This window comes from Streptomyces sp. NPDC101110, from assembly GCF_044759525.1.
Classification (GTDB): Bacteria; Actinomycetota; Actinomycetes; order Streptomycetales; family Streptomycetaceae; genus Streptomyces.
This window is the reverse complement of the sequence record NZ_JBIVZM010000002.1, coordinates 136,181-162,733: the sequence shown is the minus strand read 5'-3', so window position 1 is coordinate 162,733 and position 26,553 is coordinate 136,181. Positions and strand designations below refer to the sequence as shown.

Below are 26,553 nucleotides of genomic sequence, written 5' to 3'. Positions count from 1 at the left end.
TCACAACTCCCTCACCGAGAGCAGGGATTCGGCCCGGTCCCAGCCGATCACGGGGCCGTCGCGGCACAGCAGCACACCACCGAGCTGGCAGTGGCCGCAGTGCCCGGTGGCGCAGCGCATGTTCCGCTCCAGCGAGACCCGGATCCGGTGCGCGGGCACGTCCCGGTGGAGCAGGTCGCGGGCGGTGGCCCGGATCATGACCTCGGGGCCGCACACGAACGCCGTGGTGTTCTCCGCCGTGAAACGCACGGTGTTCAGCAGTGTGGTGACCAGCCCGACATGCCCCCACCAGGCCGGGGACGGCCGGTCGGCCGTGACCCGGCAGTGCGGCGGGCCGGACGAGGCGGCCCAGGTGCGTATCCGCTCGGCGAACAGGAGATCGTCGGGACAGCGCGTGCCGACGAGCACGTTCAGCCGCCCGTAGGCCGGCCGAGCCGCCAGTGCGGCCAGTACCAGAGGCCGCAGCGGCGCGAGACCGATCCCGCCCGCCACGACCACGACGTCCCGGCCGGCCGCGCGCTCCAGTTCCCAGCCGGTGCCGAACGGGCCGCGCACGCCGACCTCGTCGCCCGGCCGGAGCGCGCACAGCGCGGCCGAGACGGCGCCCACCGAACGGATCGTGTGGACCAGCTCCCGCTGCCCGATCCGGGACACCGACACAGGGATCTCCCCGACTCCGAAGGCATACACCATGGCGAACTGCCCGGGGGCGAAGGGCCCGAGCGCCTCGTCGCCGGCGGGCGCGAGCGTGAGACTGACCGTGTCGGCCGTCTCGCGCCGCACGTGGTTCACCCTGTAGGGCACGGGGAGATCCGTCATCGCTCGCTCCCGCCGCCGTAGGGCGCGTACAGGTCCAGCAGGCGGATGCGCGTCGCCTGCAGCCGGTGAGCCACGACCCGCCCCACCCAGGTCGCGATCGCCCTGCCGAACTCGGGATCCTGCGCACCCGCCGCCCGTACGGCCCCCGCGTCGAATTCCCAGGCACGTACGGGGCTGAGTGCCTCGGCGCCCAGCTGCCACACGAACGGTGCGTAGTGCCAGGACCAGCCGAGCAGCTCGCCATGTCCCAGGGACTCGATGACGGCGGCGCGCCGGCCGGGTACGTGCAGGTCCAGGAGGACCGTTCCGGTCCGGATGATCCAGAACCGGTCGGCCTTGCGGCCCTCTTCGAAGAGCCGTTTCCCGGCTTCGAAGGAGACCTCGCGGGCGAGGCCCATCAGCCGATCGCGGTGCTCGACCGGGAGAGCCATGGAAAGAGTGGTGGTGGAGGTCATCGTTCCGTCTCCCTCTGCTTCTCGCGCCGCAGACGGCCGGTGAGTTCGTCGTGCAACGCCGTGGCTTCCTCGGTGATGTCGATGCCGGCCGGGCACCAGGTGACGCAGCGTCCGCAGCCCACGCAGCCGGAGCTGCCGAACTGCTCGTACCAGGTGGAGAGTTTGTGGGTGAGCCACTGGCGGTAGCGACTGCGTGCCGAGGACCGCACGGGCCCGCCGTGGAGGTGGGAGAAGTCGACGTCGAAGCAGGAGTCCCAGCGCAGCCACCGCTCGGCGTGGTCGCCGGAGAGGTCGGTGACCTCCTCCGTGGTGGTGCAGAAGCAGGTGGGGCACACCATGGTGCAGTTGCCGCAGGTCAGGCAGCGGGCCGCGACGTCGTCCCAGCGGTCGGCCTCCAGGCTCTCGCCCATCAGCGTCCTCAGGTCCACGGGCGGCATGGTCCGTCCCATCCGGTCACGGGCGGCGTCGACCGCGGCATGGGCCGCGTACTCCGTCGCGGGGTCGGCGGGTTGATGACAGACATGCGCCAGGACGTCCTGCCCGGCCTCGCTGCCCGTGCGAACGAGGAAGCGGTGACCGGTCTCGTCCAGGACCTCGGTCAGCGCGAGGTCGAACCCGGCGTCCGCCGCCGGGCCGCCGCCCATGGAGACGCAGAAGCACGTGGCACCCGGTTCGGTGCACTCGGCGGCGATCAGGAAGGCTCCCGTCCGCCGTTCCTCGTAGCCCCTGTCCCGGTACCGGCCGCCGGCCAGGACCCGGTCCTGGATCGCGATCGCCCGCAGATCGCAGGGTCGTACGCCCAGAAAGGCGTACGACGGCTGCGTGGGGTGCTCCTCGGTGACCGACAGGCGGCCGTCCGGCGTCCGCTCGGCGCTCCAGAGCTTCTCGCGCTGCGGGTGCAGGAACGTCTTCCACGACTGAGGGCCGGCCGTGTGGGCGAACACGGCACCGTCAGCACGTGGCACGAGGCCGTAACGACCGGCCTCGACCTCCGTGCCCCATCCGAAGGGCAGGTCGTCGGCCGACGCTATCGCGTCGAGGACGACCGCACCGTCCCGGACCGTGGGGCCGATGACCGTGCGCCCCCGCGCATCCAGGAGCCGGACCAGAGCGCTCAACCCGTCCCGGTCCAGGACGCCGTTCGTCGGGCTGTTCGTCATCGTCGCCCTCCGCATCCCGTGCGGGTCCCTGCTGTCAGCCTCTTCCTCCGGGCGGTGCGACACCACGGGCCGCCCGGGCACCGTCATGGGGACCTTCGGCCTCCATGACGCGGTCGGTCGCGACGGGCCCGGCGCGGGGCGGCTCGGCGCACACAACGGGCAGGACGTCCCAAGGCTCCGGCCGGTGCGGAGGGACCCCATCGGGTCTCCTGCCCGAGATGGGCCGAACGTCCCCGGCCGGGGACCGGCCGTCCCTGCCCCCGAGGGAGCCGGAGTGGGACCGTTGGAGGGAGACCCCTTGCTGTACGTGATGGCAACCCGAGAAACAGGCGGTGGGGATCATGGAACTGCCCTTGATCGTGGGCGTCGACGGATCGGACGGCAGCATCCTGGCCATCGACTGGGCGGTGGACGAGGCCGTCCGTCACGGTCTGCCGTTGCGGCTGGTCCACGGCTCCCTGTGGGAGCGCTACGAAGGCGCGTTGCCGTCGCTGGGCCGGGAGCGTCCCTCGGAGCGCGTGATGGCGGACCACATAGTGGCTTCCGCCGTGGAACGCGTTCGACGCCTCAGCCCCGACCTCAAGGTGACGGGCGAGGCGGTGGCCGCGGAAGCGGTGTCCGCCCTCCTGCGCGAGGGAGACAACGCCTCCGCCCTGGTGACCGGGTCGCGCGGTCGTGGAGAGCTGAAGGGGGCGCTGCTGGGCTCGGTGAGCCTCGCTGTCGCGGCCCGTGCGTACTGCCCGGTCGTCGTGGTCCGGGGCGACAGGGCAGGTCTGGCCGGTACGCACGGCCGGATCCTGCTCGGTGCGGGGGAGCCCGACACGAGCGGCGAAGCCGTCCGGTTCGCGTTCCGTGAGGCCGAGGCCCGTCGGTGCGAGCTCGACGTCGTCCGCGCGTGGCGCCTTCCGCTGAACGAGGGCACCGACCCCCCGGCACCGGCTGAGGCCCCCGTGTACGAGCACGAGAAGCGGGCGACGGACCTGGTGGACGAGCTGGTGGCCGACGTCATGGCCGACCACCCGGCCGTGCGGGTGCGCCGCGCCGCGGTCGAGGGACCGGCGCGCAGGGTGCTGGTGAACCGCTCGGCCGCCGCCGACCTCGTGATCGTGGGCGCGCGACGCCGGGCGGGCCACTTCGGCCTCCAGCTGGGCCGGGTGAGCCACACCCTGCTGCACCACGCGGACTGCCCCGTCGCGGTCGTGCCTCAGCGGACATGACCGTCCGACGGCCCGCACCCCGCCGAACAGCCGGCACTTCCGCGGCACTCACGGCGCCAAGGAGAAGTAGCTCTCCTCTTCCTGCGTGAAGTGCAGGCGCAGCACGGTGTGCAGGCCGTACAGACAGGAGCGGAGGTCGTCGAGCTGCTCCGGGGCCAGGCCACCCGCGGCATGGGCGAGGCGCAGATGGGTGGCGACACGGCGGGAGAGACGCTCGATCTCCGTGTGGGCACGGCTCATGGTGGCGGTGGCCTCGGGGCCGCCGAGAGCGGGAGCCAGGGCGGGGTAGAGCCGGTGTTCCTCGGCGTCCTCGTGCGGCAGCAGCCGCTCCGTGAGCAGCCGGTGCGCCTCCTCGACTGTCGCGAGGGCCTCGGGGCCCGGGGCGTCGGACAGCCGGTCGGCGGCGGCGCGTACGGCTTCGAGGACATCCTGGAGGTCGTCGTGTTCGGCGGCGAAACGATGGATCAGCGCCTCGGTGTCCGGCGTGAGGGCGGGACGCATCGCCCGGTCCACGCGCAGGGCGCGCAGCGCGTTGAGGATGACGGCGGCGTCGATGCCCTCCTGGAGCAGCGCGCCGACGGCCGGCGGGAGCAGCCCGGCCGCCGCCGCTGCCATCGCGGCGAGAGACAGCAGCATGCCGCCGAGGGCGCTCTGCACAGCGATGCGCCGGGCGCGTACGGCGATGGTGACGGCGTCGGCCAGCCGGTCGACGCGGTCGGCGGTGAGGACGATGTCGGCCGCTTCGGAGGTGGCGGTGGAGCCCCGGGCGCCCATGGCCACGCCGACGTCGGCGGCGGCGAGGGCGGGGGCGTCGTTCACGCCGTCGCCGACCATCACGGTGACCGCACGGTCCCGCTCGGCACGCACGGCCTCGACCTTCTCCGCCGGCCCGAGCTCGGCGCGTACGTCGTCCAGGCCCAGGACGGCGGCGACCTCGCGGGCGGGTTCGGCGCGGTCCCCGGTGAGCATCAGCACCCGGTCGATGCCCGCCGCACGCAGGTGGCGCAGGGTACGCGGTGCGTCATGGCGCAAGGGGTCGCGCAGGAGGACGGCGCCGGCCGGCTTCCCGTCGACGGTGAGCCAGGCGACGGCCGCCCCGTCGAGGAGGGCACGGTTGTCGACCGCCCCGGCCCAGGCGGGACGGGACCGGCCGAAGTCGGTGCGGCCGACGGCGACGCGGTGTCCGTCCACCGTCCCGGTGGCGCCCCGGCCTGGTTCCTCGGTGACGTCGGCGGGAACCGACAGATCCAGCTCGCGTTCGCGTGCGGTGGCTGCGATCGCCCGGGCGAGCACGTGGGGCGAGTACTGGTCGACCGACGCGGCCAGGCGGAGCACTTCCGAGGGTGTCCAGCCGGGCGCGGCGGTGACGTCGACGACGCGGGGACGGCCGCGGGTGAGGGTGCCGGTCTTGTCCAGCAGCAGGGTGCGGGACCGGCCGAGATTCTCCAGAGCGCCACCGTCCCTGATGACCACACCCAGGCGTGAGGCACGGGAGAGACCGGAGACGATGGCGACCGGCGCGGCGAGCAGCAGCGGGCACGGAGTGGCGACGACGAGGACCGCCACCGCCCGCACCGCGGAGCCACTGATCAGCCAGGCCAGACCCGCGACGGCGAGGGACAGCGGCAGGAACCAGGCCGCGTAGCGGTCGGCCAGCCGCACGACGGGCGCGTTCTCCGCGCCCGCCTGTCTGGCCAGCCGCACGATCCCGGCGTACGTGCTGTCCTGCTCGGTCGCGGTCGCTCGCAGTTCGAAGGCGCGCCCGGCGTTCACGACGCCGCTGCGCGCTGCGGTGCCTCGGGGCCGTTCGGTCTGGAGGGGCTCGCCGGTGAGGACGGACTCGTCGAGGACGGCCGCCGAGCTCTCCACGGTGCCGTCCACGGGGACCACCTCGCCGGGGCCGACCACGAGCAGGTCGCCGACGGCGATCTCGGAAAGCGGCACGATGAGCACCCCGTTCTCCGTGCGGCGACGAGCCGAGCGCGGGGCGTGTTCCAGCAGGGCACGCAGGTCGTGGGAGGCGCGCCTGCGGGCGGCCGCCTCCAGGGTGCGGCCGGTGGCGAGCATCAGGCCGATCAGGGCACCGGCCAGGTACTCGCCGACGGCCAGGGTGCCCGCGAGGGCCAGCACGGCGATCACGTCCACGCCGGCATGCCCATGCCGCAGCGCCGACCACACCCACCCCACCGCGGGTACGACGGCGGACACCGTGCCCAGGCCCCACAGAAGGTCGGCGAGACCGCCGGCACCGAGGAGCCATGCGATGCCGCCGGCGGTCACCGCCGCCGTGGTGACGACCAGAAGAGCAGGTTCCAGCGAGGCCGCCGACGCCAGGCGGCCGAGCCGGGCTTTGCGGATGGCGGGATTCATGGCTCACCTCGGTCCGTCCGAAGCGGCGGCCGTCTCACAGGTCCCCGACCAGGACATCGCGGCTCACGGTGCCGGCGGCAGGGGACGAACGGCCCTGTGCGGGGGCCGCCCGGCCGCGCGGCGTCACGACGAAGGCCGATCGGCCCGCGCAGACCCGGCGGGGGCCGGCCGGCGCACGTTCTCACAACTTGCGCAGCCAGTTCCCGGTGATCCCCTGCGGGGCCGGATCGTCGGGCCGGCGCCAGGAGTCGTCGAAACGGTGGGTGAGGTGGTCGACGACCGCGACCACGCCGTCCGTCCGGCGGCACATCTCCACCGCCGTGGCGCACTCGCTGCGCCGCTCCAACTGCCCGGTGAGCGTGACCACGCCCTCGTGCACGTCCACGTCGACGGAGTAGGGGGTGAGCCACAGGGCTCGGACGAGGACGTCGTCGCGGATGCTCGAGCGGATCTCCGGGTCGGGGCGCAGGAAGACCTGGAGGAGATCGCGGCGGGTGACGATGCCGACGAGCCGCTCCTCGTCGTCGACGACCGGGAGCCTTTCGACGCGTCGGCGTGCCATGACACGGGCCGCCTCGGCGACGGTCGCGTCACTGTGGACGGTGATGGCCGGGCTGGACATGAGCTGTCCGGCCGTACGCGCCCGTGCCTTGGTACGACGAGCGCGCGATCCCGGCGTCCACCCGAGCGGCGTCCACCCGGGCCGGTGGAACCGATGGTGCGGCTCCGGTGGGCCGGGAGCGTCGGCCTGCCTCGCCATCAGATCCGTCTCGGAGATCACGCCGAGGACCTTCTCGTCGTCGTCCACCACCGGCAGGCCGCTGATCCGGTGCTCGGCGAGCAGCCGGGCCACCTCCTTGAACGGCGTGCCGTACTCGGCGCGGACGACGTCGGACGTCATCAGGGCACCGACCTTGCCGTGTTTCATGGTGTCCCGCCTTTCTTCCGTGCTGCGCGCGTTCATCGCAGGCGGCGCAGATAAGGATCGTGTGTACGGCGTGGGAGCAGCCGGATCCGGGCGTCGAGGGCGGTGACGCGCTCGGGCAGGGCGAGCACCGGATTGAAGTCCGCCTCCGCCACCTGCGGCAGGTCACCGGCCATCTGCGACAGCCGCACCAGGAACTGCTCCAGCCCCGCGAGATCGACCGGGCCGGTGCCGTCACCCCCGAGAAGGAGCGGCGCGCAGCGCGGCGCGGTGATCAGATCGTGCACGTCCTGGTCGGTGAGCGGGGCCAGCCGGGCCGCATGGTCGGCCAGAACCTCGGTCGCCGTACCGCCCAGCCCGAACAGGATCAGCGGCCCGAAGACCTCGTCCTGCACCACACCCGCGAACAACTCGATGCCGCGCGGGGCGAGCGGCTGGACCACGGCCCCCGTCATGAGGTGACCGAAGCGGGCATCGAAGTCCCGGAAGGCCGCGCGCACCTGTGCGTCGCCGCGCAGGTCCAGGTGGATCGCGCGCCGGGCGGTCTTGTGCACGAGCCCCGGCCAGTGGGCCTTGAGCACCACACGCCCGTCCGGCCCCTTCAGCCGGTCGGCGGCCCACACCGCCTCGTCCTCGGTCTCCACCCAGGCCCACGGCGACTGGGGGATGCCATAGCAGTCGAGAAGCTCGGCGCAGGTCCGCGGGTCGAGCCACCCTCCGCCGGGATGCCGCGTGAGGAACCGCTCGGTCACGGCCCGGCCGCGCGCGGTGTCGATGCCGTCCGCAGCCGGGACGGTGCCGGGCGGACGGGCCAGCCAACGGGCGCGCTCGGCGGCATGGGCGAGTGCCCGGGCCGCGGCCTGCGGGTCCGCGTACGCCGGTACCCGGCCGGTGTCCGAGGGCAGCAGCCGCACCGGCACGTCCTGGTCCAGGAGGACGGCGGCGAGGGTGCGGGAGCGGCGTTCCGGGGCGTGGGTCAGGGCCTTGACCAGGACGTCGCCGGTCGCGGCCGCGACGGCGGTGGGCACCAGTGCGACGAGTACCGCGTCGATGCCGTCATGGGCGGCGAGCCGGTCCAGACAGGCACGCAGCTGCTCCTCGGAGACCGCCGCCGTAGCGTCGACGGGGTTGGCGGTGCTCGCGCCCCGCGGCAGCACGGCCAGCAGATCCTCGGCGACGCCCGGTGGCAGCGCGGGCAGGGCCAGCCCGGCCTCCGCGCAGGCGTCCGCGGCCAGCACACCGGCGCCACCCGCGTTGGTCACCACGACGACCCGGCTTGCCGCGGGCAGCGGCTGGGAGTGCAACAGGGCCGCCGTCTCCAGCAGTTCGGGGATCGTGCGGGTGGCGGTGATCCCGGCCTGGGCGAAGAGCGCGCGCCGGGTCATGGTCGTCGTGGCGGCAGCGGCGGTGTGCGAGGCGGCGGCACGACGGCCCGCCTCCGTACGGCCCGCGTCGACGGTCAGGATGGGCATGCGGCGGGTGACCCGGCGCGCGGTACGGGAGAAGGCGCGCGGATTGCCGAACGACTCCAGGTGCAGCAGCGCCAGGTCGGTGCGCCCGTCGGACTCCCACCACTGGAGCATGTCGTTACCGCTGACGTCGTACTTGTCGCCGAGCGAGACGAAGCCGGACACGCCGATACCGAGCCGCTCCAGACCGCCGAGCAGTGCGATACCGACCCCGCCGGACTGCACGGCGACGCCCGCGCTGCCCGGCGCGGGGTGCGCGGCGGCGAAGGTGGCGTCGAGGCGGATGCGGTCCTCGGTGTTGGCCAAGCCCAGGCAGTTGGGGCCGACGAGGCGCATGTCGTGATCACGGCAGGCTGCCAGCAGGGCCCCGGACTGCCCGGCGTCGAGCCCGGCGGAGACGACCAGCAGGGCACGGACACCGAACTGACCGCATTCCTGTGCCACTTGTGCGACACCCTCGGCCGGTACGGCGATCACGGCCAGGTCGGGGACCCGGGGCAGGGCATGCACGGCCGGGTAGGAGCGGATGCCGAGAATCGACCGCGCCGCCGGGTTGACCGCGTAAAGATGGCCCGTGAACCGGCCCGTGGCCACGTTGTGCAGCAGGGCCCGGCCCACCGAGCCGGGCCTGCGTCCGGCGCCGATGACGGCGACGCACCGGGGCCGCAGCAGCGGCGTCAGACTGGCCACATCCGCGGCCTGCCCGCGGTGCTCGACGCTCGTGCGGTAGTCCTCCGTGTCGTCCAGCGGGATCACACAGCGCACCTCCGGCCCCTCGAAGTGCCGTTCGGCGCGCAGCCCCAGGTCGGCGAAGACCTTGAGCACCGCGTGATTCTCGGCGAGCGCGTCCGCGGTGAAGGTCGTGATGCCTCGTGCGCGGGCCGCGGAGACCAGGTGCTCCAGCAGCAGGGTGCCCACTCCGCGGTGGTGGCGGGCGTCGCTGACGGCGAGCGCGATCTCGGCACTGCCGGGCGTCTTCGCGTCGTCGACCTCGTACTCGGCGATTCCGATGATCCGGCCGCCGTGCTCGGCGACGAGCGTGCGGTTGCCGGAGCCGGCCGGCCGGGCGAGGCGGGCGGCTGCCTGCTCGGCGGAGCGCCGGCTCACGGAGAAGAAGCGCAGCCGCAGGTTCGCGTCCGACATCTCCGTGTAGAACCGCAGGACGGCCTCCTGGTCGTCCGGTCCCGCGGGCCGTACGCACACCGTCGTGCCGTCGGTGAGGAGGGCGTGCACCCGTTCGCCGGATGCCGGGATGGCGGTCATGATGTGCCTCTCGTCGGCAGGTCTGCACTTTCAGCCTCGTCCTCGCGCAGCGGTGGGCCGATGGGCCGATCGGGCACGGCGGCAGGCCCGACGGTCCCGGACCGGCCCTCACGGCAGTGGCTCGCCGAGCTCCGTCTCCACGGCGTCCGCCATCGCCCGCAGGACGTCGAGCGTGCGCCGCGCCTCGGCTTCGTCGACCTCGGTGATCGCGAAACCGACATGCACGATGACGTACGCCCCGACACCCGCACCGGGGGTGCAGGCGAGGCAGACCTCGCGCCGCACACCCCCGAAGTCGACGGTGGCCATGCGCAGCCCGGCGTCGTCACGGATCTCCAGGACCCGTCCCGGAATGCCCAGGCACATGACCGCTCACCTCTCCTTCGCGACCCGGGCGGCGGCCACCGCGGCCTGGCCGTAACTGATGCCGCCGTCACCGACCGGGACCTCGCCTCCCACGAGGACCCGCAGCCCCTGAGCGCGCAGCCGCCTCCGCACCTCGACGAGCAGCCGGCCGTTGACGAAACAGCCCCCGCCCAGGCAGACGGTGCGTGGAGCACCCTCCTCGACGGCCCGTGCGACGAGGTCGGAGGTGGCGTGCGCGAGGGTCAGATGGAACGCGGCCGCGAGGTCCGGCACCGGCTCCCCCCTCGCCCGCCGCTCCAGCAGGTCGGTCACCGTGGGCGTCGAGTCGTACACCCACAGACCGCCCACCCGGACGACCCGGTGGGCGAGGGGGACGGAGTGCGTCGTCCCGGCCGCGGCCTCCAGGCGCACGGCCGCCTCACCCTCGTAGCCGGCAGTGTCCGCCAGCCCGAGCAGTGCGGCGGCGGTGTCGAACAGACGTCCCGCACTCGAGGCACGGGGACAGTTCACGCGGCGCGTGACCATCGCGCGCACGGCCGAGACCTCGGCCGGGTCGAGGAGATCGGTGAAGCGCCCGACGAGCCCGGGGGAGGGGCGGGGCGTGCCCAGGGCCTCGGCGTCCAGCAGATGACCGAGGGCCGTGCGGGAAGGATGGCGTACCGCGGCGTCGCCGCCGGGCAGGGGCGCCGTCGCGAACCTGCCCACCCGGCGGTAGCCGCTCAGATCGGCGACGAGGATCTCGCCGCCCCACAGGGTGCCGTCGTCCCCGAGGCCCAGGCCGTCGTAGGCGATGCCGAGGAAGGGGCCCCGCACCCCGTGCTCCGCGGCGACCGCGGCCACGTGCGCGTGGTGGTGCTGGACGGCGATCCGGCGCAGGGGCCGGTCCAGCGCCCATCGCGTGGACAGGTAGCCGGGATGGAGATCGTGCGCGAGGATCTCCGGTTCGATGCCGGTGAGCCGTCTCAGGTCGTCGTAGGAACGGCGGAAGGCGTCGTACGTCGCCACGTCGGACAGATCGCCGGTGTGCGCGCCCAGGTACGCCCGGCCGCCCCCGGCGAGTGTGAACGCGTGCTTGAGCTGGGCTCCGACTCCGGCCATGGGCACCGTGACCGCGAGCGGCAAGGGCGCGGGGGCCAGGCCGCGTGCCCGGCGGACGGTGATCCGGGTCCGGTCCGTGATCCGGACCACCGAGTCGTCGTAGCGGGCCCGGATCGGCCGGTCGTGGGTGAGGAATCCGTCCGCGACGCGAGCGAGATCGCGCTGTGCCCTGTCGTCCGCGATGGCGATCGGTTCGTCGCTGGGGTTGCCGCTGGTGACGACCAACGGCCGGGCCGTTTCGTCCAGCAGCAGATGGTGCAGGCCGGTCGTGGGCAGGAAGAGGCCGATCCGTGGGACTCCGGGAGCGACCTGCGGGGCGAGGGAGTGCCGTCGACGTGCCGCCAGCAGCGTCACGGGACGGACCGGTGAGGTGAGCACCGCGCGTTCCGTGCCGCCGACCCGTGCCAGGTGCGCAGCCGTTTCGATGTCCCTGACCATGACCGCGAACGGTTTGGCAGGACGGTGCTTGCGCAGCCGCAGCCCGGACACGGCGTCATCGTTGTCCGCGTCGCACACCAGCTGGTAGCCGCCCAGTCCCTTCACGGCGACGATGCCGCCGTCGGCGATCGTCTTCGCCGCCGCCCGCAGCGCGTCCTCGCCCCGCAGACCGGCCCAGGCCAATCGGGGGCCGCAGTCGGGACAGGCGACGGGCTCGGCGTGGAAGCGGCGGTTTCCCGGGTCGACGTACTCGGACGCGCATGCCGGGCAGAGCGGGAAGCGACGCATGGTGGTGCGTTCGCGGTCGTAGGGGAGGCCCTCGATGATCGTGGCCCTCGGTCCGCAGTCGGTGCAGTTGATGAACGGGTAGCGGTGGCGCCGGTCGGAGGGGTCGTACAGCTCCCGCAGGCAGGCGTCACAGACGGCAGCGTCGGGCGGGACGTCGCGGGGTGCCGCCCGTGCGTGTCCCGGGGAGCTGCGCCGTACGTGGAACCCCTTGCGGGGGACGGCGTACGCGGTGGACAGGCCGACCTGCCGCACCTGGGCCAGGGGCGGCGCCCCGGTGCGGATGCGGGCGGCGAACTCGTCGATGGCCCGGAGGTCACCCGCGACCTCGCCCTCGACGTGACCGTCCACGTTCGCCACCCAGCCGTCCAGCCCCAGGCCGACGGCGGTGCGGTACACGAAGGGCCGGAAGCCGACACCCTGCACCGTCCCGAGCACCAGGAAGCGCCGGACGCTCATGACGGACCCCTCGCCCCGGCGACGCGATGGCGGACGATCTCGTCCTCGACCGAGGCCACGAGCGGTTCCACTACGCCCTCGACGGCAGGCGACAGACCGGCACCCACAGAGGTGTCGGCTCCCTCGACCGCGTACACGACGAGGTGCCCGGGCAGCCGGCCCAGCACTCTGGCGAGCTCGACGGCCTCACCGAGCCCGAGGCCGTGCGAGCTGGTGGTCGGCTGCCGGGCGAGACGCTCGGCGCCGAGCTCGATCCGGTGGACCAGCCCGGGATGCCCGGGCTCCGCGTGTGCCGCGTCCACGACCACGGCCAGACCGGCGCCTTCCCACAGCCCGATCAGGCGGGCAGGATCACCGTCGCAGGTCGCGACCACGGTTCCGGGTGGGAGCGCACGGCTCTCGGCCCGCTCGAGCAGCCGGGCGGCGACGGAACAGCCCACGCCGTCGTCCCGCCGGAACTCGTTTCCGACGCCGATGACAGCGATCCGCGTATGCGTCCCCATGAGTCCACGCTGCGCCCGTCCCGGTCCCCGTGCCCAGGGCCGAACGGCCCCCATCGGCGGTTCGGACCGCCCGCGTGCCCGAGAGGGCAGGCCGAGACCGGACGTATGCGCGGGTCGGCTGCGGCGGGGGCATCAGCGGCTCAGCGCGGCGAGCGTGGCGTCCAGGTCGGATGCCTTGGGCCTGTTGTGAGGAAGCCTGGCGAGCACGCGGGCCATGCCGCAGGTGTCGGTGAGCGCGGAGAAGACCAGGCCGCCGGCGACAGCGGCGGAGAGCCGGCGCGCCCCCGGCCGGAGCCGCCCGGCGAACAGGCCCGCAAGCACGAGGGACCCTGCGGTCAGGCGGACCTGGCGATCCATCGGCCAGGGCGCGCGGGTGCCGGTGGGGCGGTGGACGTCGTGACCGAGCTGGGTCCAGGTGGTGATGCCGCCGGTGAGGGTGGCGGCTGCGACGCCGGCCTCCGCCAGCCGCCGACAGGCTTCGGCGGAACGGGCACCCGAAGCGCACACGACCAGGAGGTCGCCGCGCTGGGCGGACGTCCTGAGAGCGGGCAGGGCCGCGTCGAGGTGGTCGAGGGGGATGTTGTGGGCGTCCGGCAGGTGGCCGGTCGCGTATTCGCCGGGGGTGCGAACGTCGATGACGGTCAGCTCGTGCAGGCGGGCGCCGGCCTGGTCGGCCGTGAGGGCGCTGTGTGCCATGGGAATTTCCTTTGCTCTCTGTGCGTCACCCCTTCGGTACGATACCCGCGGGGGTATCCGAAGGAGTGTGGATCGTGGAACTGGCGATGGCAGCTGAGGAACTGAAGACGGTGGTCAACCGGTTGCGCCGGGCGCAGGGTCAGATCGCCGGTGTGATCAAGATGATCGAGGAGGGGCGGGACTGCGAGGACGTGGTGACGCAACTCGCGGCGGCGTCCAAAGCACTGGACAAGGCGGGCTTCGCGATCATCGCCACCGGCCTCCAGCAGTGCCTCACCAGCGAGGACATGGCAGTCTCCGAGGATCGTGAGGAGATGCGGACCCGGCTGGAGAAGCTCTTCCTGTCGCTGGCCTGAGGGGGTGTGCCGCAACCGGGTCCGGTCATGTCAGGGCGTCGGCGAGCATGAGCGCGGCCACGGCCAGCAGGACAACCGCGAACGTGCGTTGCAGCAGGGAGCCGGAGATCCTGGCCGCCAGCCTCTTGCCGTCCCGGGCGCCCAGGATCGCGGCCCCGGTGAACGGCCCCAGCACCGTCCAGTCGACGCCCGCGGTAGTGGCCCCCCGGGTGGCCAGCGAGGCCAGTGAGTTCGCCGAGATGACCAGCAGGCTCGTGCCGATCGCGGCCTGCATCTCGAACGCCAGCACCGTGACCAGGGCGGGCACGGCCAGAAAGCCCCCGCCGACGCCGAGCAGTCCGGTCAGGGCTCCCAGTCCCGCCCCCGTGCCGGCGGCCCGCGCCGGGCGCGACCCCCGGTGGCCCGCGGGGACGTCCCGGACGGGGCGCAGCATACGGACGGCCGCGACAGCGGCCACGGTGGCGAACGCGGCGGTCAGCAGCGGCTGCGGCAGGCGTACCGACAGTGCCCCGGCCGCGGCGGCGGGCAGCAGCCCCGCCGCCGCGAAGAGGGCACCTGTCCGCCACCGCACGTTCCGGGCGCGGGCGTGGCCGTACAGGGCGGTCAGCGAGGTGGCGAGGACGATGAGCAGGGCGGCCGTGGAGGCCGCGGCGGGGGTGAACCCCAGCAGGTAGACGAGGGCGGGCACCGCCAGGACGCTGCCACCGCCACCCAGTGCGCCGAGGGCCAGGCCCACCACACCTCCGGCGATCAGGGCCGGGATCAGCTCGCTCACCCTGTGACACCGCCGCTTGCGTTCACACCGCTGACCGGCAGTCCTGCTCGGACCCAGGCGGTCATGCCCCCGGTGACGTCGGTGGCGTCCAGGCCGGCGGCGGTCAGGAGGTCCACGGCAGCGCGGGAGCGGTTCCCGGAGCGGCACACGGCCACCACCCGTCTGCCGTCGGCACCGGCGGGCAGCGGAGCGCGCGCCATGAGGCGGGAGAGAGGCAGGTGCAGCGCCCCGGGCGCGTGGCCGGCTTCCCACTCCGGTGTCTCACGGACGTCGAGCAGGACGGCCCGCCCGTCGGCGAACTGCCGATGGGCCTGTTCTGGGGTGAGGCGGCCGGGGCCGCGAGGAAAGAGGGGCGGCATGGTGGGTGTCTCCCTACGGAAGGCGCGGTGTGGATCAGGCGGTGGCGACGGGTCCCGTGACGGGCAGCCCGGCCTCGCCGGCGGCGGTGAAGGCGTCGTCGACGGCGACGACTTCGCGGCCGGCGGCGTCGAGGAGGGAAGCGGCGATCGCGGCGCGCATCCCACCGGCGCAGTGCACCCACACCACCCCGGCGGGCACCTCGCCGAGACGGCCGTGCAGCTCGTGTACGGGGATGTGCAGCGACCCTTCGACGTGGCCTGAGGCGCGCTCGGAGTCGCGGCGCACGTCCAGCACCACCGCCTGCTCGCCGCGCCCGTGGACCTCGGCGAGATCGGCGAAGCGGGCGCGCGGGAACGAGGCCGGACGCTCGCCGTCGCGTATCCAGGCCCGCGGCTCGCCGGTTGCGGCGGCGGCAGGGCGGTCGATGCCCACCCGGGTCAGCTCCCGCTGCGCCATGGCGATCTGCTCCGGTGTGGAAGCCAGCAGGGTCACGGGCTTGCCCCAGGGGATCAGCCACGCCAGATAGGTGGCGAGTTTCCCCTCCCCCTCGACATTGAACGAACCGGCGACATGGCTCTCGGCGAAGGCGACACGGTTGCGCAGGTCCACCACCCACTCGCCGGCAGCCAGCCGGGAAGCGATCTCCTCGGCATCGGCTGATCGCGGCGGGGTGAGGTCGACAGGCGCGGGGCCCGCGGCGTTGGCCGGACCCATGTGCGCGTAGTAGGCGGGCACATCGTCCAGGCCGGCGAGCAGTCGCGCGACGAAGGAGTCCACGTCGGTGGTCAGGGCCTCGTTGTTCTCGCGCTCCGCACCGATCGTCGTCGCGTCCCCCGCTGCCTGTGAGGAGGAACAGAAGCTGCCGAAGCCGTGTGTGGGCAGCACGCGCACCTCGTCGTCGAGGGAGTCGGCCAGCCGGTGCACGGAGGCGTGCTGGGCACGGGCCAGCCGTTCGGTCAGCCGCGGTTCCACCAGGTCGGGCCGCCCTACGCTGCCGATCAGCAGCGATCCACCGGTGAAGGCCGCCACCGGCTGCCCGTCCTCCTCCAGGACGTAGGACGTGTGGTGCGGTGTGTGACCGGGGGTCGCGACGGCGCGCAGCAGCAGTCCCTCGTCCACCGCGATCGCGTCGCCGTCGGTGACCGCGGTGCGCTCGAAGGACACCGAGGCCCCGGCCGGTACCAGATATCGGGCGCCGGTCGTGCGGGCCAGCTCCAGGCCGCCGCTGATGTAGTCGTTGTGCAGGTGAGTCTCGGCCACGTAGGCGATGCGTACCCCGCGACGGGCGGCTGCGGCGATGATCCGGTCCACGTCGCGCGGGGGATCCACCACGACTGCGGCATCCGGTCCGCCGGACAGATAGCTGCGGTTTCCCAGACCCTCGAATTCCAGGGTGTCGACGAAGAACACGACTACGACTCCTCTAGGGACGGTTTACCCCGGGGGGTATCTGTCCTCACCGTAACAGAGATACCCCGGGGGGTATTGCGGCGGTGTGTTGACCCTGGATGGGGCGTCGCCGCGGGGCCCCTTCGGGGCTGACGGGTCGGCGGGATCAGTCGGCGGTTCGGCCCCACTGGGACCCGAGCCTCCGCCATTCCGCGTCCCACGCGCGGCTGCGGCGCCGGTCCAGGGCCAAGCGCGCGCCGTGGACACCCGCGGCGGCCGCGACGGCGACGGCGCCGAAGGAGGCGGCACCCATGAAGGCCGCCTCGACGTTCGCATCGCCCGGAGTCTGCGGTTCTCCGGTGAGCCGGTCCTTCTGGTCCAGCCACACCACGACCCGCTCACCGGCCTTCCGGCCGGCGTCCACCTGCGCACTGCCCGTGTGCGAGGTGCCGTCCGCAGCGGTCCAGCGCACCGGCGCTGTCACGCGCTCGATCGTGATCTCACCGTTGACGGTTCTCCGGGGCGAGTCGCCGAGCAGGGTCGCCGTGACGGGGTGCCGCTCCACACGTCGTTGCGCGTGCCGGTCCACCGTGGCCTGCGCGCCGAGCACACCCGCGACAGGGCCGGCCACGACGACGACGAACCAGGCGACCAGCAGGATCCAGGCCTCCCATACGTCTTCACGGCGGCGCAGCGGGTTACGGCGCCAGCGCCACAGGGGCGAGCGCCGGCCGGCCGCGCTCGAGCCCATCGTGCTTCGCCTCCGTCTTCCGCTGCCGCTGTCCCGCCTCAGCCGGGAAGCCCGGCTTCGGGCGGGCCGTCGACACCGCAGGTCAGATCCGATTCCACCGACACGACCCCGTCGACCCCGCGGCACAGCCGCTCGATGACCGGGACGAGCCGGCCGGACTCCACCCGGCCCTTCAGCCGCACCCGGCCCTGCCGCACTTCCACGGTCACGTCGGCGGGGGCGAGACCGAGAGTCCGGGCCAGGACGTCAAGGGTGATCTCGTCGCGCAGCGCCTCGTCCCGGCGCAGGAAGACCCGGAGAAGATCACCACGGCTGACGATGCCGATCAGCGCGCCCGCCTCATCGGTCACGGGAAGTCGTTTGACGCCTTCGCCGTCCATCAGGCGTGCGGCCTCGACGACCGTCCACTCCGGGCGCGCGCAGACCGCGGGAACCGTCATCAGCTCCCCGGCCGTGCTGCCCTCGCCCACGGGGTGTGCCCCGTTCGAGCGGCCCTTCGACGGCGGCAGTCCGCCGGGATCCGGCTGGGCCGCGACGGTGCGGAGCAGGTCGGCTTCCGACACCACCCCCACCGGCTGATCCAGTTCGTCGACCACGGGCAGGGCCGTCACACCGTGGTCGGCCAGCAGCCCGACGACCTCCTTGAACGACGTGTCCGGTCGCACCCGTACGACGTCACGGGTCATGAGGTCTCCGATCGTGCGGTGCTGCATGACGCGCCTCCCTTCGGTCCGCGAGCGACCGCTGTGGGTGTCGGCCCGGCGGTCGACCGCATGGCCACTCACCTTCAGCCTGCTCCCCGGACGAGGTGACGGGCTTGGGCCGTCGCGCAGAGGGAGGGGGGCTGCACGTCCCTGAACCGAGGGACCTTCGGCTCACCCGGGGCCGGTCGCCCGCATGCCGCCGGACAGGGCCCGGCCGACGTCGACGACGCCTTCGACGGAGCGCACGACGCAGGCGACGATCGGTACCGAGGAGGTGTCCCTTACCTGGCCGGTGAGGGTGACGACGCCGCCGGTGACGTCCACCGGGACCGGCTCGGGTGTGGGCCCTGAGGGCATGGGGTGCGATCGATGCGGCGCCTCCCGGGCCGGGCAACACTGGTCATGCGGGAGTCTCAACCGGAGCACCCGGCCTCCCGTCCGTGAAAGGGGCAGCCGCATGACGGCCCGAACCTGGGATTACGAGGGGTACGACCCCGCGGACGAGCGGCTGAGGGAGGCGCTCTGCACGCTGGGCAACGGGCGCTTCGCCACGCGCGGCGCCCTGCCGGAGTGCGCGGCCGACGACGTGCACTATCCGGGCTGCTACGTGGCCGGCTGCTACAACCGGATCACCTCCCTGGTCGCGGGACGCCGGGTCGAGAACGAGGACATGGTCAACCTGCCGAACTGGCTGCCGCTGCGCTTCCGGCGCCCGGGCGGTGCGTGGCTCACCCCGGACACCGCGCCGGTGCTCACCCACCGGCAGTCCGTGGACCTGGACGCGGGTCTCCTCGAACGCGTGACCGACTACCGCTTGGACACGGGACAAGTGCTGTCCGTACGCCAGCTGCGGCTCGTCCACATGGCCGACCCCTGTCTGGCGGCCCTGCGCACCGAGTTCACCCTGGCGGGGGCCCCGGCGGAGCTGGAGGTGGAGGCGGCGCTGGACGGGGGAGTGACCAACAGCGGGGTGCAGCGCTACAGCGGCCTGGAGGGCCGCCACCTGACCCATGTGCACACCGGTACCGCCGGGCCCGGCACGGTGTGGCTGCGCTGCCGGACCCGCACGTCGGACATCCGGATCGCCATGGCGGCCCGGCTGACGGCCCCGGAGCCCGTCTCGGAGGCGCACGAACCCGCACGCGCCGTCCAGCGTGTGACGCTCTCCCTGGCCCCCGGGCGTACCGTCACCGTCGACAAGACCATCGCCCTGCACACCTCTCACGATCCGGCGATCAGCGACCCGCTGCAGGCAGCCGTGGACCGGGTGAGCGGGGCCCCGGGCTTCGACGGCCTGCTGGCACCGCACCGAACCGCCTGGGAGCAGCTGTGGCGCCGGGCCGGGATCGACGTCCCCGGAGAGGCGGGCGCCATCCTGCGCCTGCACCTCTTCCACGTCCTGCAGACCCTGTCCCCGCACACCGCCGAACTGGACGTGGGCGTGCCGGCCCGTGGGCTGCACGGCGAGGCCTACCGCGGGCACGTCTTCTGGGACGAACTGTTCGTCCTGCCGTACCTGAATCTGCACTTCCCGGAGGTGTCCCGGGCCCTGCTCCACTACCGCCACCGACGTCTGGACCGGGCCCGCGCCGCCGCACGCGCCGCCGGCCGCCGGGGCGCGCTGTACCCGTGGCAGAGCGGAAGCGACGGACGCGAGGAGACCCAGCGGCTGCATCTCAATCCCCGCTCGGGCCGCTGGCTGCCCGACCACACCCATCTCCAGCACCACGTCGGTTCGGCGATCGCGCACAACGTATGGCAGTACTGCGAGGCCAGTGGGGACGCGGAGTTCCTGCACACCAAGGGTGCCGAGATGCTGGTGCAGATCGCGCGTTTCTGGGCGGACTCGGCCACCTGGGACGACCATCTGGAGCGGCACCGCATCCGGGGCGTGGTCGGCCCCGACGAGTATCACGACGCCTACCCGGGTGCCGAGCGTCCGGGCCTGGACGACAACGCGTACACCAACGTCTCGGCGGCCTGGGTGCTCGCCCGGACCCTGGAGGTGCTGCGCGATCTCCCGGCCCCCCGCCGCCGTGAACTCGCGGAACGTGCCGAGTTGGGCGCCGCGGAGCTGCAACGGTGGGAGGAGGTCTCCCGCACACTCCACGTCCCCTACCACGACGGCGTCATCAGCCAGTTCGAGGGGTACGGCGACCTCGCCGAACTCGACTGGCACGGCTACCGGAAGCGGTACGACGACATCCGGCGCCTGGACCGGATCCTGGAGGCGGAGGGCGACAGCGTCAACCGCTACAAGGCCTCCAAGCAGGCGGACGTGCTGATGCTCGGCTACCTCTTCTCGCCCGGCGAACTCCGCGACGTCTTCGGGCGCCTGGGCCACCGCCTGGACGAGGAGAGCTGGGCGCGGACGGTCGACTACTACCTGGCCCGCACCAGCCACGGCTCCACCCTCAGCGGTCTCGTCCACGGCTGGATCCTCGCACGCGCCCGGCGCGGCGAGGCATGGTCGTTCTGCCAGGAAGCCCTCAGGGGCGACGTGGCCGACCTCCAGGGCGGAACCACCGGCGAGGGCATCCACCTCGGCGCGATGGCGGGCACCCTCGACCTGGTCCAGCGCGGGCTGACCGGCCTGGAGACGCGTCAAGGGGCGCTGTGGCTCGACCCGGTGCCGCTGCCGGAGCTGTCGTCGTACGGCTTCTCCCTTCAGTACCAGGGGCATTGGGGAGTGCGGGTCCGGCTGGAGAGCGGCCGGCTGGAGATCGCCGTCCCGTCCTCCGGGGGCCCGCCGATCGTCGTGCGGCTCCCCGACCGGACCGTCTGCGTCGGCCCCGGGGAGACGAGCCGGCTGCTGCTGGCCGACGGCCGTGCGTGAGGCACTCGTCCCCGCGTGACGAGCCGCGGAGCGGGGACGCACGGCTCTGCCCCGGGGACGTCCGGACCAAGCGAAGGCCACCACTCTGGCCGAAGATGGAACCGAGGGGCATCTCCGATGCGCTCCGTGCCCGCCCCGGCGATCCGCCACCACGAAACGATGGGCCGGAGACCGAGGAGGAACGGCCATGAAAGGCTTCGTTTTCCACGGACCCGGGCAGTCCGCCTGGGAGGACGTCCCGGATCCCGCCGTCAAGGACCCCACCGACGCCATCGTCCGGGTCGATGCCGTCACCATCTGCGGAACGGACCTGCACATCCTCAAGGGCGACGTCCCGGAGGTGCCCTCCGGGACGGTGCTGGGACATGAAGCGGTCGGAGAGATCGTCGAGACCGGCAGCGACGTGCGCACCGTCCGGCCCGGCGACCGGGTCCTGGCCTCCTGCATCACCGCCTGCGGCCGCTGCCGCTTCTGCCGGGACGGCTCCTACGGTCAGTGCCGGGGCGACGGAGGCTGGATCCTCGGCCATCTGATCGACGGCACGCAGGCGGAGTACGTGCGTGTGCCGCACGCCGACCTGTCCGTGCATCCGCTGCCGGGCGGGCTGGCGAGCAAGGACGCCGTGCTGTTCGCCGACATCTTCCCGACCGCCTACGAGGTGGGCGTGCTCAACGGAGGCGTGCGGCCCGGTGACACCGTCGCCGTCGTCGGCGCCGGCCCGATCGGTCTCGCCGCGATCCTCACCGCACGGCTGTACTCACCGGAGCGGATCATCGCCGTGGATCTCGCCGACTCCCGGCTCGAGGCCGCCAGGCGGTTCGGTGCCGACGCCGTCGCTTCCGTGCGCGACCAGCCGGAGCAGCTCGTCGACGATCTCACCGGCGGTATGGGCGCCGACGTCGTCGTCGAGGCGGTGGGAGTGCCGGAGAGCTTCGAGATGTGCACCCGCATGGTGCGGCCCGGCGGCCGGGTGGCCAACGTCGGCGTCCACGGCAGGCCCGCGACCCTGCACCTCGAAGATCTGTGGATCAAGAACGTGACCATCACCACCGGCCTGGTCGACACGTCCTCGACGCCCATGCTGCTGAGGATGGCGGCCTGCGGCCGGGTGCCGACCGAGGCACTGGTCACCCACACCTTCGCCCTGGACCGGATGGAGGAGGCGTACGAGGTCTTCGCGCACGCCGCCGACACCGGCGCGCTCAAGGTCGTACTGGGCGGACAGCCCCACGACGAACTGGCCGTCCCGGCCCCGTGACGGCCAGGGCCGAACGGCCCCGATCCAGGACCTGCGGCCCCTGCATGGTGGCCGCTGCCCGGCGCGAACCTGGAGACGGATACCGATTCGGGAGGTGGACGGCATGACGCGTTCCGTCCTGGTGGGCCTCGACGGCTCCTCCGAGAGCCGTGCGGCCGCGGAGTGGGCGGCCCGTGAGGCGAGGTTGCGTGGGCTGCCCGTGCGGCTGGTGCACGTGTGGGAGCCCGTCCCGGAGCCGATGGCGCAGGCACCGATGCTCGGCACGGAGACCCTGAGGCACTGGAGCGAGCGGATCCCGCGCGGAGCCGCCGAGGGGTTGAGGGCGCGTCACCCGGGGGTGGAGGTGACAGCGGTCCAGCTGACCGGCGTTCCGGCCCAGGAGCTGGTGGACGCCGCCGGGGACGCCGAACTCGTGGTCCTGGGCTCCCGGGGACTGAGCGGGATCGCAGGCTTCATGGTCGGTTCCGTGGGCCAGGCCGTCATCGCGCGTACCGAGGCACCGGTGGTCGTGGTGCGGTCCGGAGAGCAGGCGGCGGACGAGCACGCCATGGACCCGGCCGGCGTACCGTCCGCGGCGACGCGGTTCCGTCCGGTGCTGCTCGGGCTCGACACCCGCAGCCCCGACGACGCGGTCATCGCGTTCGCGTTCGAGGAGGCTGCCCGCCGTGGCACCTCCCTGCGCGTCCTGCACGCCTGGACCCCTCCGCCCTACAAGATCTACGGCCTGTCCGACCACGTGAGCGTGTACGACGAACTCGCCGGGCAGAACGCCGCCGAACTCACCGAGGCGCTGCGCCCCTGGCGGGACAAGCATCCGGCCGTCGAGGTCATCGAGGCCTCCCGCGCCGGCAGCGCCGCGGACCAGATCGTGAGCTCCTCCCGCTATGCGTCGCTCGTCGTCGTGGGCCGGCGGATACGGCGCAGCCGGTTCGGCGCGCACATCGGCCCCGTCACCCATGCCGTACTGCACCACGCCGTCGCTCCCGTGGCCGTGGTGGCGCACACCTGACGCCCCCGCCGCCGCCGACGGACCCCCGGACGCGGCGACGTGGGCCGGAGTGGGGCCGGTGGCCGGCGAACGCCTCCACGATCGGCCGGGCCACCCGTGCCCGACGCCCCGAGGGGATGAGGACGATGGACCAGCCGCTGGCTGTCGGCGTGGACGGTTCCGAGGCGAGCATGCGCGCCGTGGACTGGGCGGCGGACGAGGCCGCGCTGCGCGGGGTCCCGTTGCACGTGGTGCACGCCTCCCTGTGGGAGCGATACGAACACGCGGTCTTCCCCACCGGACGGGAGCCGGCGTCGGAACGGCTGCTCGCCGACGTCCTCGCGGTGACCGCGGCCAAGCGGGCCCGGGCGCGCGTTCCCGGCCTGGAGGTCACCACCGAGGTCGTTGCCGAGGGGCCCGTGCCCGTACTCCGCCGGCTGGCAGGCAAGGCCGCAGCGCTCGTCGTCGGCTCGCGTGGCCGCGGCAGCGCGGCCGAGGCACTGCTCGGTTCGGTCGGCCTCGCCGTCGCCGGGCGGGCCGACGGCCCGGTGATCGTGGTGCGCGGTGACCACGACAACCGGCCCGGGCCCGGGCGGGGCCGCCCCGTCGTGGTCGGGGCCCCCGACAAGCCGGCGGATTCGGAGGCGGTGCGCTTCGCCGTCGGGGAAGCGGCCCGTCGCGGGGCGCCGGTCGAGGCCGTACGGGCCTGGCATCGCCCGGCGTACGAAGTCACCGGCCAGTCCCGGTCCACCGGCGAAACCGCGCGGGTGCACCGGCAGCGGGCCGTCGAAGCCCTGGACACCGGGCTGCGCACACCGTCCGAGGAACACCCGGACGTCGAGATACGCCGGCGGATCGTCGAAGGACAGGCCCGGGCCGTGCTGCTCGATGCCTCGGCCGGTGCCGCCTTGCTCGTGATAGGCGCCAGACAGCCCCACGGACGCCTCGGCCTCCACATCGGCCGCGTCACGCATGCCGTGCTGCACCACGCGGCCTGCCCCGTCGCGGTCGTCCCCGAGCAGGCGTGATTCCGGCCCCGGGCCGGTCGGGCCCGCGCCTGCCCCGGACGGCCCATGCGCCGGCCCTCTCGTCCGGCGGATGCTTGAAGAAGGAGGCCCGGTGAGACCGACGGGACGACTCGTGCCCGCGGGCGGACGGACAACTGATGCACGACGTGGCCGACTACCGGCTGCGCGAAGGGTGAGAGAAGGCGGACCATCATGCCGACGAACGTGCTCGTCGCCTATGGAACGACGAACGGATCGACCGAGGAGATCGCCGAGACGATCGCACGGGTCCTGCGCAAGGAGGGGCTGACCGCCGAGGCCCTCCCGGCCGGTGTCCCGCCGAGCGTGGCGGAGTACGACGCCGTCGTGGTCGGTGGCGGTCTGTACGCCGGTCACTGGCACAAGGACGCCCGCCGCTTCGTCCGCCGCCACCGCACGGCGCTGGCCGAGCGCCCGCTGTGGTTCTTCAGCAGCGGCCCGCTCGACCCCTCGGCCTCGGAGCGGGACATCCCGCCCGTGCCCTGGGTGAAGCGGGCCATGATCCGGCTCGACGTGAGGGAACACGTCACCTTCGGCGGCTGCCTGCGGGAGGGAGCGAAGGGCTGGGTCGCCCGGATGATCCTCCGCAACGGCAAGGGCGGGGACTTCCGCGACTTCGAGCGGATCGAGGCATGGGCGGCGAAGATCGGAAACGAGCTGGCTCCCGAGTGACGCGGCCGGTTCCTGTCACCCGTCAGTTCGCCCGAACCTGCCGGGGGTTCGTGTGACCCCGTCACCTCGCCACACTGTCGACAGGTTCTGCGGCGGGCACCCCCGGCACGCCCGCCGGCATGCCGGGAAGCACCTCGAAGACCCCGGCCAGACCGGAGTGCCGGAGGAGGCGCGGGAGGGAAGTGCCACCGATGACCAGGCGAAGCCGGCCGCGGCGCGCCCGCACGCGGTTCCGCACCCGGCACAGGACTCCGAGCCCCGCGCAGTCGATGAACGACACCGGACGCAGATCGAGCACCAGGTCGGGACAGGGATCGGCGGTCGCCCTGTCGAGGTCGGCCCGCAGGACGGGTGCCGTGAGCAGGTCGAGTTCGCCATGCAGCGTCACGACGCGCGTCGTGTGCTTCCGAGGCGGCGGTGCGGACGTGCCGGGGTCGTCGTGCATGGACCGAGCAAAGCCTGGCGGGCGGGGCACGCGGTAGGGCCGATCGGCCCCCGTCGACGTGGGCCGGAAGGACTCGCGGGGTGCGCAGTCCCGGTCGTACGCCCCTCGGCACCCCCTCGGTCCGGTGCCCGGGGCCGACCGGCCCAAGCGCGTCCGGACGATTCGCGCGAAGCTGGAAATGGTGTGCACACCGGCACATCGCCCGCCCGGTGACGTGCCGGGCGTGGAGCGGCATACAGACGTCGTCCCCGACCGGGCGGCCCGACGATCGAGAGAGGTGACGCGCCATGACCGAACGTGCCTCGTCGCACGCCGCGGAAGGCAGCCCGAAGGGCGACCTCGGGCGGCGGATCACCCAGCGGCGTACCGAACTCGGCCTGAGCCGGCAGGAGACGGCCGCACGGGCGGGCATGTCACCCGCCTACCTGCAGTACCTGGAGGAGCGGCCGCCGGCCGACCCCGGCGCGGGCACCCTCCTGCGGCTGGCCGGGGCACTGAAGACCACGGTGTGGCACCTGACCGGTGGGGACACCGAACTGCCCCCCGGCCTCGGCCGGGCCGCCCGCACACCCCGGTTCCGGGAACTCACCGAAGCGGAATGCCGCTCCCTGCTCTCCACACACGGGGTGGGACGCCTCGCCGTGCCCGCGGACTCCGGGCCGGTCGTCGTCCCGGTCAACTACAGCGTCGTCGACGGCGGGATCGTCTTCCGCACGGAGCCCGGAACGGCCCCCGCCCAGGCGGACGGCCAACGGGTCGCCTTCGAGGCCGACCGCATCGACGAGGCGTTCAGCGAGGGCTGGAGCGTACTGGTGCGAGGGCCCGCGACGACCGTGACGGACCCGGACGAGGTCGCCCGTCTCGCGGAGCAGGCGTACAGCACACCCTGGGCGGGAGGCCCGCGCGACCTGTGGCTGCGTATCGAACCCGTCACCGTCACCGGGCGCAGGATCACCGTGGTCTGAACGCCCGCGCGCCCCGGCCGCTCACAGCCCGCCGCCGCTGCCGTAGGGGGCGTACAGGTCGAGCAGCCGGACCCGGGTCGCGTGCAGCCGGTGGGCGACCACCCGGCCGAGCCAGTCCGCGATCGCACGGCCGAACTCGGGGTCCCGGAGGCACATCTCCCGCACGGCATCCGCGTCGAACTCGTGGGCACGCACCGGAGTCACCGCTTCCGCGCCCAGATGCCACACGTACGGCGCGAAGTGCCAGGACCAGCCGACCAGCTCGCCGTGTCCCAGGGACTCGACCACGGCCGCGCGCCGGCCCGGGATGTGCAGGTCGAGCGCGACCGTCCCGGTGCGCACGATCCAGAACCGGTCGGCGCGCATCCCTTCGTCGAAGATGCGTGTACCCGTGTCGAAGGACACCTCGCGGGCCGCCCGCATCAGCCGCTCGCGGTGTCCGGCTGTGAGGCCCGCGGCCAGGTTGGTGGTGGAGGTCATCGCTC

Annotated in this window: 26 protein-coding genes; 8 read left to right on the top strand and 18 right to left on the bottom strand. The window is 73.3% G+C overall.

Translation table 11 applies throughout. From position 1 onward, the window contains the following. From ACIQU3_RS04090 to ACIQU3_RS04080, 3 genes are read right to left on the bottom strand one after another with little or no spacing between them, the layout of a single operon-like run. Positions 1 to 819, bottom strand: coding sequence for an FAD/NAD(P)-binding protein (locus ACIQU3_RS04090; protein ID WP_403727918.1), 819 nt, complete (start codon positions 817 to 819; stop codon positions 1 to 3). Beyond that, positions 816 to 1,274, bottom strand: coding sequence for a Crp/Fnr family transcriptional regulator (locus tag ACIQU3_RS04085; protein ID WP_403727920.1), 459 nt, complete (start codon positions 1,272 to 1,274; stop codon positions 816 to 818). Before ACIQU3_RS04085 ends, ACIQU3_RS04090 begins: the two co-directional genes overlap by 4 nt. Then, entirely contained in the window at positions 1,271 to 2,434 is a 1,164-nt protein-coding gene (locus ACIQU3_RS04080; protein WP_403727922.1) for a 4Fe-4S dicluster domain-containing protein, read from the bottom strand. The genes ACIQU3_RS04085 and ACIQU3_RS04080 overlap by 4 nt, the downstream gene beginning before the upstream one ends. A gap of 341 nt (positions 2,435 to 2,775) precedes the next feature. Between ACIQU3_RS04080 and ACIQU3_RS04075 the strand changes: the two genes are divergently transcribed. Next, positions 2,776 to 3,651, top strand: a complete 876-nt coding sequence (locus ACIQU3_RS04075; protein ID WP_403727924.1) for a universal stress protein — start codon at positions 2,776 to 2,778, stop codon at positions 3,649 to 3,651. A 48-nt stretch (positions 3,652 to 3,699) separates the two neighbouring features. Here ACIQU3_RS04075 and ACIQU3_RS04070 read toward each other — a convergent pair whose 3' ends face one another. The 7 genes from ACIQU3_RS04070 to ACIQU3_RS04040 form a co-directional block, all read right to left on the bottom strand. Then, entirely contained in the window at positions 3,700 to 6,021 is a 2,322-nt protein-coding gene (locus ACIQU3_RS04070) for a heavy metal translocating P-type ATPase (protein ID WP_403727926.1), read from the bottom strand. 181 nt (positions 6,022 to 6,202) lie between these two features. Then, positions 6,203 to 6,949, bottom strand: coding sequence for a CBS domain-containing protein (locus ACIQU3_RS04065; protein WP_403923282.1), 747 nt, complete (start codon positions 6,947 to 6,949; stop codon positions 6,203 to 6,205). A 32-nt stretch (positions 6,950 to 6,981) separates the two neighbouring features. Beyond that, positions 6,982 to 9,678 (bottom strand): GNAT family N-acetyltransferase, encoded by a 2,697-nt coding sequence (locus ACIQU3_RS04060; protein WP_403923280.1) that lies wholly within the window; start codon positions 9,676 to 9,678, stop codon positions 6,982 to 6,984. A gap of 108 nt (positions 9,679 to 9,786) precedes the next feature. Beyond that, complete coding sequence (locus ACIQU3_RS04055; RefSeq protein ID WP_403727932.1) at positions 9,787 to 10,044, bottom strand: HypC/HybG/HupF family hydrogenase formation chaperone; 258 nt, start codon at positions 10,042 to 10,044, stop codon at positions 9,787 to 9,789. A gap of 6 nt (positions 10,045 to 10,050) precedes the next feature. Further along, the gene (hypF, locus tag ACIQU3_RS04050; protein WP_403923278.1) at positions 10,051 to 12,324 is read right to left on the bottom strand and encodes a carbamoyltransferase HypF; all 2,274 of its coding nucleotides are present in this window, start codon (positions 12,322 to 12,324) and stop codon (positions 10,051 to 10,053) included. After that, positions 12,321 to 12,827, bottom strand: coding sequence for a hydrogenase maturation protease (locus tag ACIQU3_RS04045; protein WP_403923276.1), 507 nt, complete (start codon positions 12,825 to 12,827; stop codon positions 12,321 to 12,323). The genes hypF and ACIQU3_RS04045 overlap by 4 nt, the downstream gene beginning before the upstream one ends. 132 nt (positions 12,828 to 12,959) lie before the next feature. Beyond that, on the bottom strand, positions 12,960 to 13,523 hold the full coding sequence (locus ACIQU3_RS04040) for a rhodanese-like domain-containing protein (protein WP_403727939.1): 564 nt from the start codon (positions 13,521 to 13,523) through the stop codon (positions 12,960 to 12,962). A gap of 74 nt (positions 13,524 to 13,597) precedes the next feature. On the opposite strand from ACIQU3_RS04040, the gene ACIQU3_RS04035 reads away from it, so the two are divergent. Beyond that, the gene (locus ACIQU3_RS04035; protein ID WP_403727942.1) at positions 13,598 to 13,879 is read left to right on the top strand and encodes a metal-sensitive transcriptional regulator; all 282 of its coding nucleotides are present in this window, start codon (positions 13,598 to 13,600) and stop codon (positions 13,877 to 13,879) included. 25 nt (positions 13,880 to 13,904) lie between these two features. On the opposite strand, the gene ACIQU3_RS04030 is transcribed toward ACIQU3_RS04035, so the two are convergent. The 6 genes from ACIQU3_RS04030 to ACIQU3_RS04005 form a co-directional block, all read right to left on the bottom strand. Then, entirely contained in the window at positions 13,905 to 14,654 is a 750-nt protein-coding gene (locus ACIQU3_RS04030) for a sulfite exporter TauE/SafE family protein (protein WP_403727945.1), read from the bottom strand. Next, positions 14,651 to 15,013, bottom strand: a complete 363-nt coding sequence (locus ACIQU3_RS04025; RefSeq protein ID WP_403923275.1) for a rhodanese-like domain-containing protein — start codon at positions 15,011 to 15,013, stop codon at positions 14,651 to 14,653. Before ACIQU3_RS04025 ends, ACIQU3_RS04030 begins: the two co-directional genes overlap by 4 nt. Positions 15,014 to 15,047: 34 nt before the next feature. Further along, complete coding sequence (locus ACIQU3_RS04020) at positions 15,048 to 16,424, bottom strand: rhodanese-like domain-containing protein (RefSeq protein ID WP_403727949.1); 1,377 nt, start codon at positions 16,422 to 16,424, stop codon at positions 15,048 to 15,050. Between the two features lie 145 nt (positions 16,425 to 16,569). After that, positions 16,570 to 17,154, bottom strand: coding sequence for a hypothetical protein (locus ACIQU3_RS04015; RefSeq protein WP_403923273.1), 585 nt, complete (start codon positions 17,152 to 17,154; stop codon positions 16,570 to 16,572). A gap of 38 nt (positions 17,155 to 17,192) precedes the next feature. Next, the gene (locus tag ACIQU3_RS04010; protein WP_403923271.1) at positions 17,193 to 17,867 is read right to left on the bottom strand and encodes a CBS domain-containing protein; all 675 of its coding nucleotides are present in this window, start codon (positions 17,865 to 17,867) and stop codon (positions 17,193 to 17,195) included. A gap of 162 nt (positions 17,868 to 18,029) precedes the next feature. Then, positions 18,030 to 18,215, bottom strand: coding sequence for a BON domain-containing protein (locus ACIQU3_RS04005; RefSeq protein WP_403727955.1), 186 nt, complete (start codon positions 18,213 to 18,215; stop codon positions 18,030 to 18,032). A 100-nt stretch (positions 18,216 to 18,315) separates the two neighbouring features. On the opposite strand from ACIQU3_RS04005, the gene ACIQU3_RS04000 reads away from it, so the two are divergent. The 5 genes from ACIQU3_RS04000 to ACIQU3_RS03980 all read left to right on the top strand — a co-directional run bounded on the left by ACIQU3_RS04000 (position 18,316) and on the right by ACIQU3_RS03980 (position 24,658). After that, the gene (locus ACIQU3_RS04000; RefSeq protein ID WP_403727957.1) at positions 18,316 to 20,694 is read left to right on the top strand and encodes a glycoside hydrolase family 65 protein; all 2,379 of its coding nucleotides are present in this window, start codon (positions 18,316 to 18,318) and stop codon (positions 20,692 to 20,694) included. Between the two features lie 187 nt (positions 20,695 to 20,881). After that, positions 20,882 to 21,952: a zinc-dependent alcohol dehydrogenase family protein gene (locus tag ACIQU3_RS03995; RefSeq protein WP_403727962.1), complete on the top strand. Its 1,071-nt coding sequence runs from the start codon at positions 20,882 to 20,884 to the stop codon at positions 21,950 to 21,952. A 103-nt stretch (positions 21,953 to 22,055) separates the two neighbouring features. Further along, positions 22,056 to 22,961 carry a universal stress protein gene (locus tag ACIQU3_RS03990; protein WP_403727964.1) on the top strand — a complete coding sequence of 302 codons (906 nt, stop codon included), beginning with the start codon at positions 22,056 to 22,058 and terminating at the stop codon, positions 22,959 to 22,961. Between the two features lie 125 nt (positions 22,962 to 23,086). Then, positions 23,087 to 23,968, top strand: a complete 882-nt coding sequence (locus ACIQU3_RS03985) for a universal stress protein (protein ID WP_403727966.1) — start codon at positions 23,087 to 23,089, stop codon at positions 23,966 to 23,968. 192 nt (positions 23,969 to 24,160) lie between these two features. Then, positions 24,161 to 24,658, top strand: a complete 498-nt coding sequence (locus ACIQU3_RS03980) for a flavodoxin domain-containing protein (protein WP_403727969.1) — start codon at positions 24,161 to 24,163, stop codon at positions 24,656 to 24,658. Between the two features lie 61 nt (positions 24,659 to 24,719). Here the strand turns inward: ACIQU3_RS03980 and ACIQU3_RS03975 are convergent, their stop codons facing one another. Next, a complete protein-coding gene (locus tag ACIQU3_RS03975; RefSeq protein ID WP_403727971.1) occupies positions 24,720 to 25,103 on the bottom strand; it encodes an STAS domain-containing protein in 384 nt (127 codons plus the stop codon). Between the two features lie 287 nt (positions 25,104 to 25,390). Here ACIQU3_RS03975 and ACIQU3_RS03970 point away from each other — a divergent pair, with 287 nt between their 5' ends. Next, the gene (locus ACIQU3_RS03970) at positions 25,391 to 26,068 is read left to right on the top strand and encodes a helix-turn-helix domain-containing protein (RefSeq protein WP_403727973.1); all 678 of its coding nucleotides are present in this window, start codon (positions 25,391 to 25,393) and stop codon (positions 26,066 to 26,068) included. 21 nt (positions 26,069 to 26,089) lie between these two features. Here ACIQU3_RS03970 and ACIQU3_RS03965 read toward each other — a convergent pair whose 3' ends face one another. Further along, the gene (locus tag ACIQU3_RS03965) at positions 26,090 to 26,548 is read right to left on the bottom strand and encodes a Crp/Fnr family transcriptional regulator (RefSeq protein WP_403727975.1); all 459 of its coding nucleotides are present in this window, start codon (positions 26,546 to 26,548) and stop codon (positions 26,090 to 26,092) included. Positions 26,549 to 26,553: the final 5 nt, after the last annotated feature.

What these genes read in the sequence shown, in the direction of transcription:
- ACIQU3_RS04045 (WP_403923276.1), bottom strand. Translation starts at nt 12,827, where the DNA reads ATGGGGACGCATACGCGGATCGCTGTCATCGGCGTCGGAAACGAGTTC.
- ACIQU3_RS04000 (WP_403727957.1), top strand. Translation starts at nt 18,316, where the DNA reads ATGACGGCCCGAACCTGGGATTACGAGGGGTACGACCCCGCGGACGAG.
- ACIQU3_RS04065 (WP_403923282.1), bottom strand. Translation starts at nt 6,949, where the DNA reads ATGAAACACGGCAAGGTCGGTGCCCTGATGACGTCCGACGTCGTCCGC.
- ACIQU3_RS04055 (WP_403727932.1), bottom strand. Translation starts at nt 10,044, where the DNA reads ATGTGCCTGGGCATTCCGGGACGGGTCCTGGAGATCCGTGACGACGCC.
- ACIQU3_RS04070 (WP_403727926.1), bottom strand. Translation starts at nt 6,021, where the DNA reads ATGAATCCCGCCATCCGCAAAGCCCGGCTCGGCCGCCTGGCGTCGGCG.
- ACIQU3_RS04075 (WP_403727924.1), top strand. Translation starts at nt 2,776, where the DNA reads ATGGAACTGCCCTTGATCGTGGGCGTCGACGGATCGGACGGCAGCATC.
- ACIQU3_RS03975 (WP_403727971.1), bottom strand. Translation starts at nt 25,103, where the DNA reads ATGCACGACGACCCCGGCACGTCCGCACCGCCGCCTCGGAAGCACACG.
- ACIQU3_RS04025 (WP_403923275.1), bottom strand. Translation starts at nt 15,013, where the DNA reads ATGCCGCCCCTCTTTCCTCGCGGCCCCGGCCGCCTCACCCCAGAACAG.
- ACIQU3_RS03985 (WP_403727966.1), top strand. Translation starts at nt 23,087, where the DNA reads ATGGACCAGCCGCTGGCTGTCGGCGTGGACGGTTCCGAGGCGAGCATG.
- ACIQU3_RS03990 (WP_403727964.1), top strand. Translation starts at nt 22,056, where the DNA reads ATGACGCGTTCCGTCCTGGTGGGCCTCGACGGCTCCTCCGAGAGCCGT.
- hypF (WP_403923278.1), bottom strand. Translation starts at nt 12,324, where the DNA reads ATGAGCGTCCGGCGCTTCCTGGTGCTCGGGACGGTGCAGGGTGTCGGC.
- ACIQU3_RS04060 (WP_403923280.1), bottom strand. Translation starts at nt 9,678, where the DNA reads ATGACCGCCATCCCGGCATCCGGCGAACGGGTGCACGCCCTCCTCACC.
- ACIQU3_RS04005 (WP_403727955.1), bottom strand. Translation starts at nt 18,215, where the DNA reads ATGCCCTCAGGGCCCACACCCGAGCCGGTCCCGGTGGACGTCACCGGC.
- ACIQU3_RS03980 (WP_403727969.1), top strand. Translation starts at nt 24,161, where the DNA reads ATGCCGACGAACGTGCTCGTCGCCTATGGAACGACGAACGGATCGACC.
- ACIQU3_RS03965 (WP_403727975.1), bottom strand. Translation starts at nt 26,548, where the DNA reads ATGACCTCCACCACCAACCTGGCCGCGGGCCTCACAGCCGGACACCGC.
- ACIQU3_RS04015 (WP_403923273.1), bottom strand. Translation starts at nt 17,154, where the DNA reads ATGGGCTCGAGCGCGGCCGGCCGGCGCTCGCCCCTGTGGCGCTGGCGC.
- ACIQU3_RS03970 (WP_403727973.1), top strand. Translation starts at nt 25,391, where the DNA reads ATGACCGAACGTGCCTCGTCGCACGCCGCGGAAGGCAGCCCGAAGGGC.
- ACIQU3_RS04040 (WP_403727939.1), bottom strand. Translation starts at nt 13,523, where the DNA reads ATGGCACACAGCGCCCTCACGGCCGACCAGGCCGGCGCCCGCCTGCAC.
- ACIQU3_RS03995 (WP_403727962.1), top strand. Translation starts at nt 20,882, where the DNA reads ATGAAAGGCTTCGTTTTCCACGGACCCGGGCAGTCCGCCTGGGAGGAC.
- ACIQU3_RS04085 (WP_403727920.1), bottom strand. Translation starts at nt 1,274, where the DNA reads ATGACCTCCACCACCACTCTTTCCATGGCTCTCCCGGTCGAGCACCGC.
- ACIQU3_RS04080 (WP_403727922.1), bottom strand. Translation starts at nt 2,434, where the DNA reads ATGACGAACAGCCCGACGAACGGCGTCCTGGACCGGGACGGGTTGAGC.
- ACIQU3_RS04090 (WP_403727918.1), bottom strand. Translation starts at nt 819, where the DNA reads ATGACGGATCTCCCCGTGCCCTACAGGGTGAACCACGTGCGGCGCGAG.
- ACIQU3_RS04010 (WP_403923271.1), bottom strand. Translation starts at nt 17,867, where the DNA reads ATGCAGCACCGCACGATCGGAGACCTCATGACCCGTGACGTCGTACGG.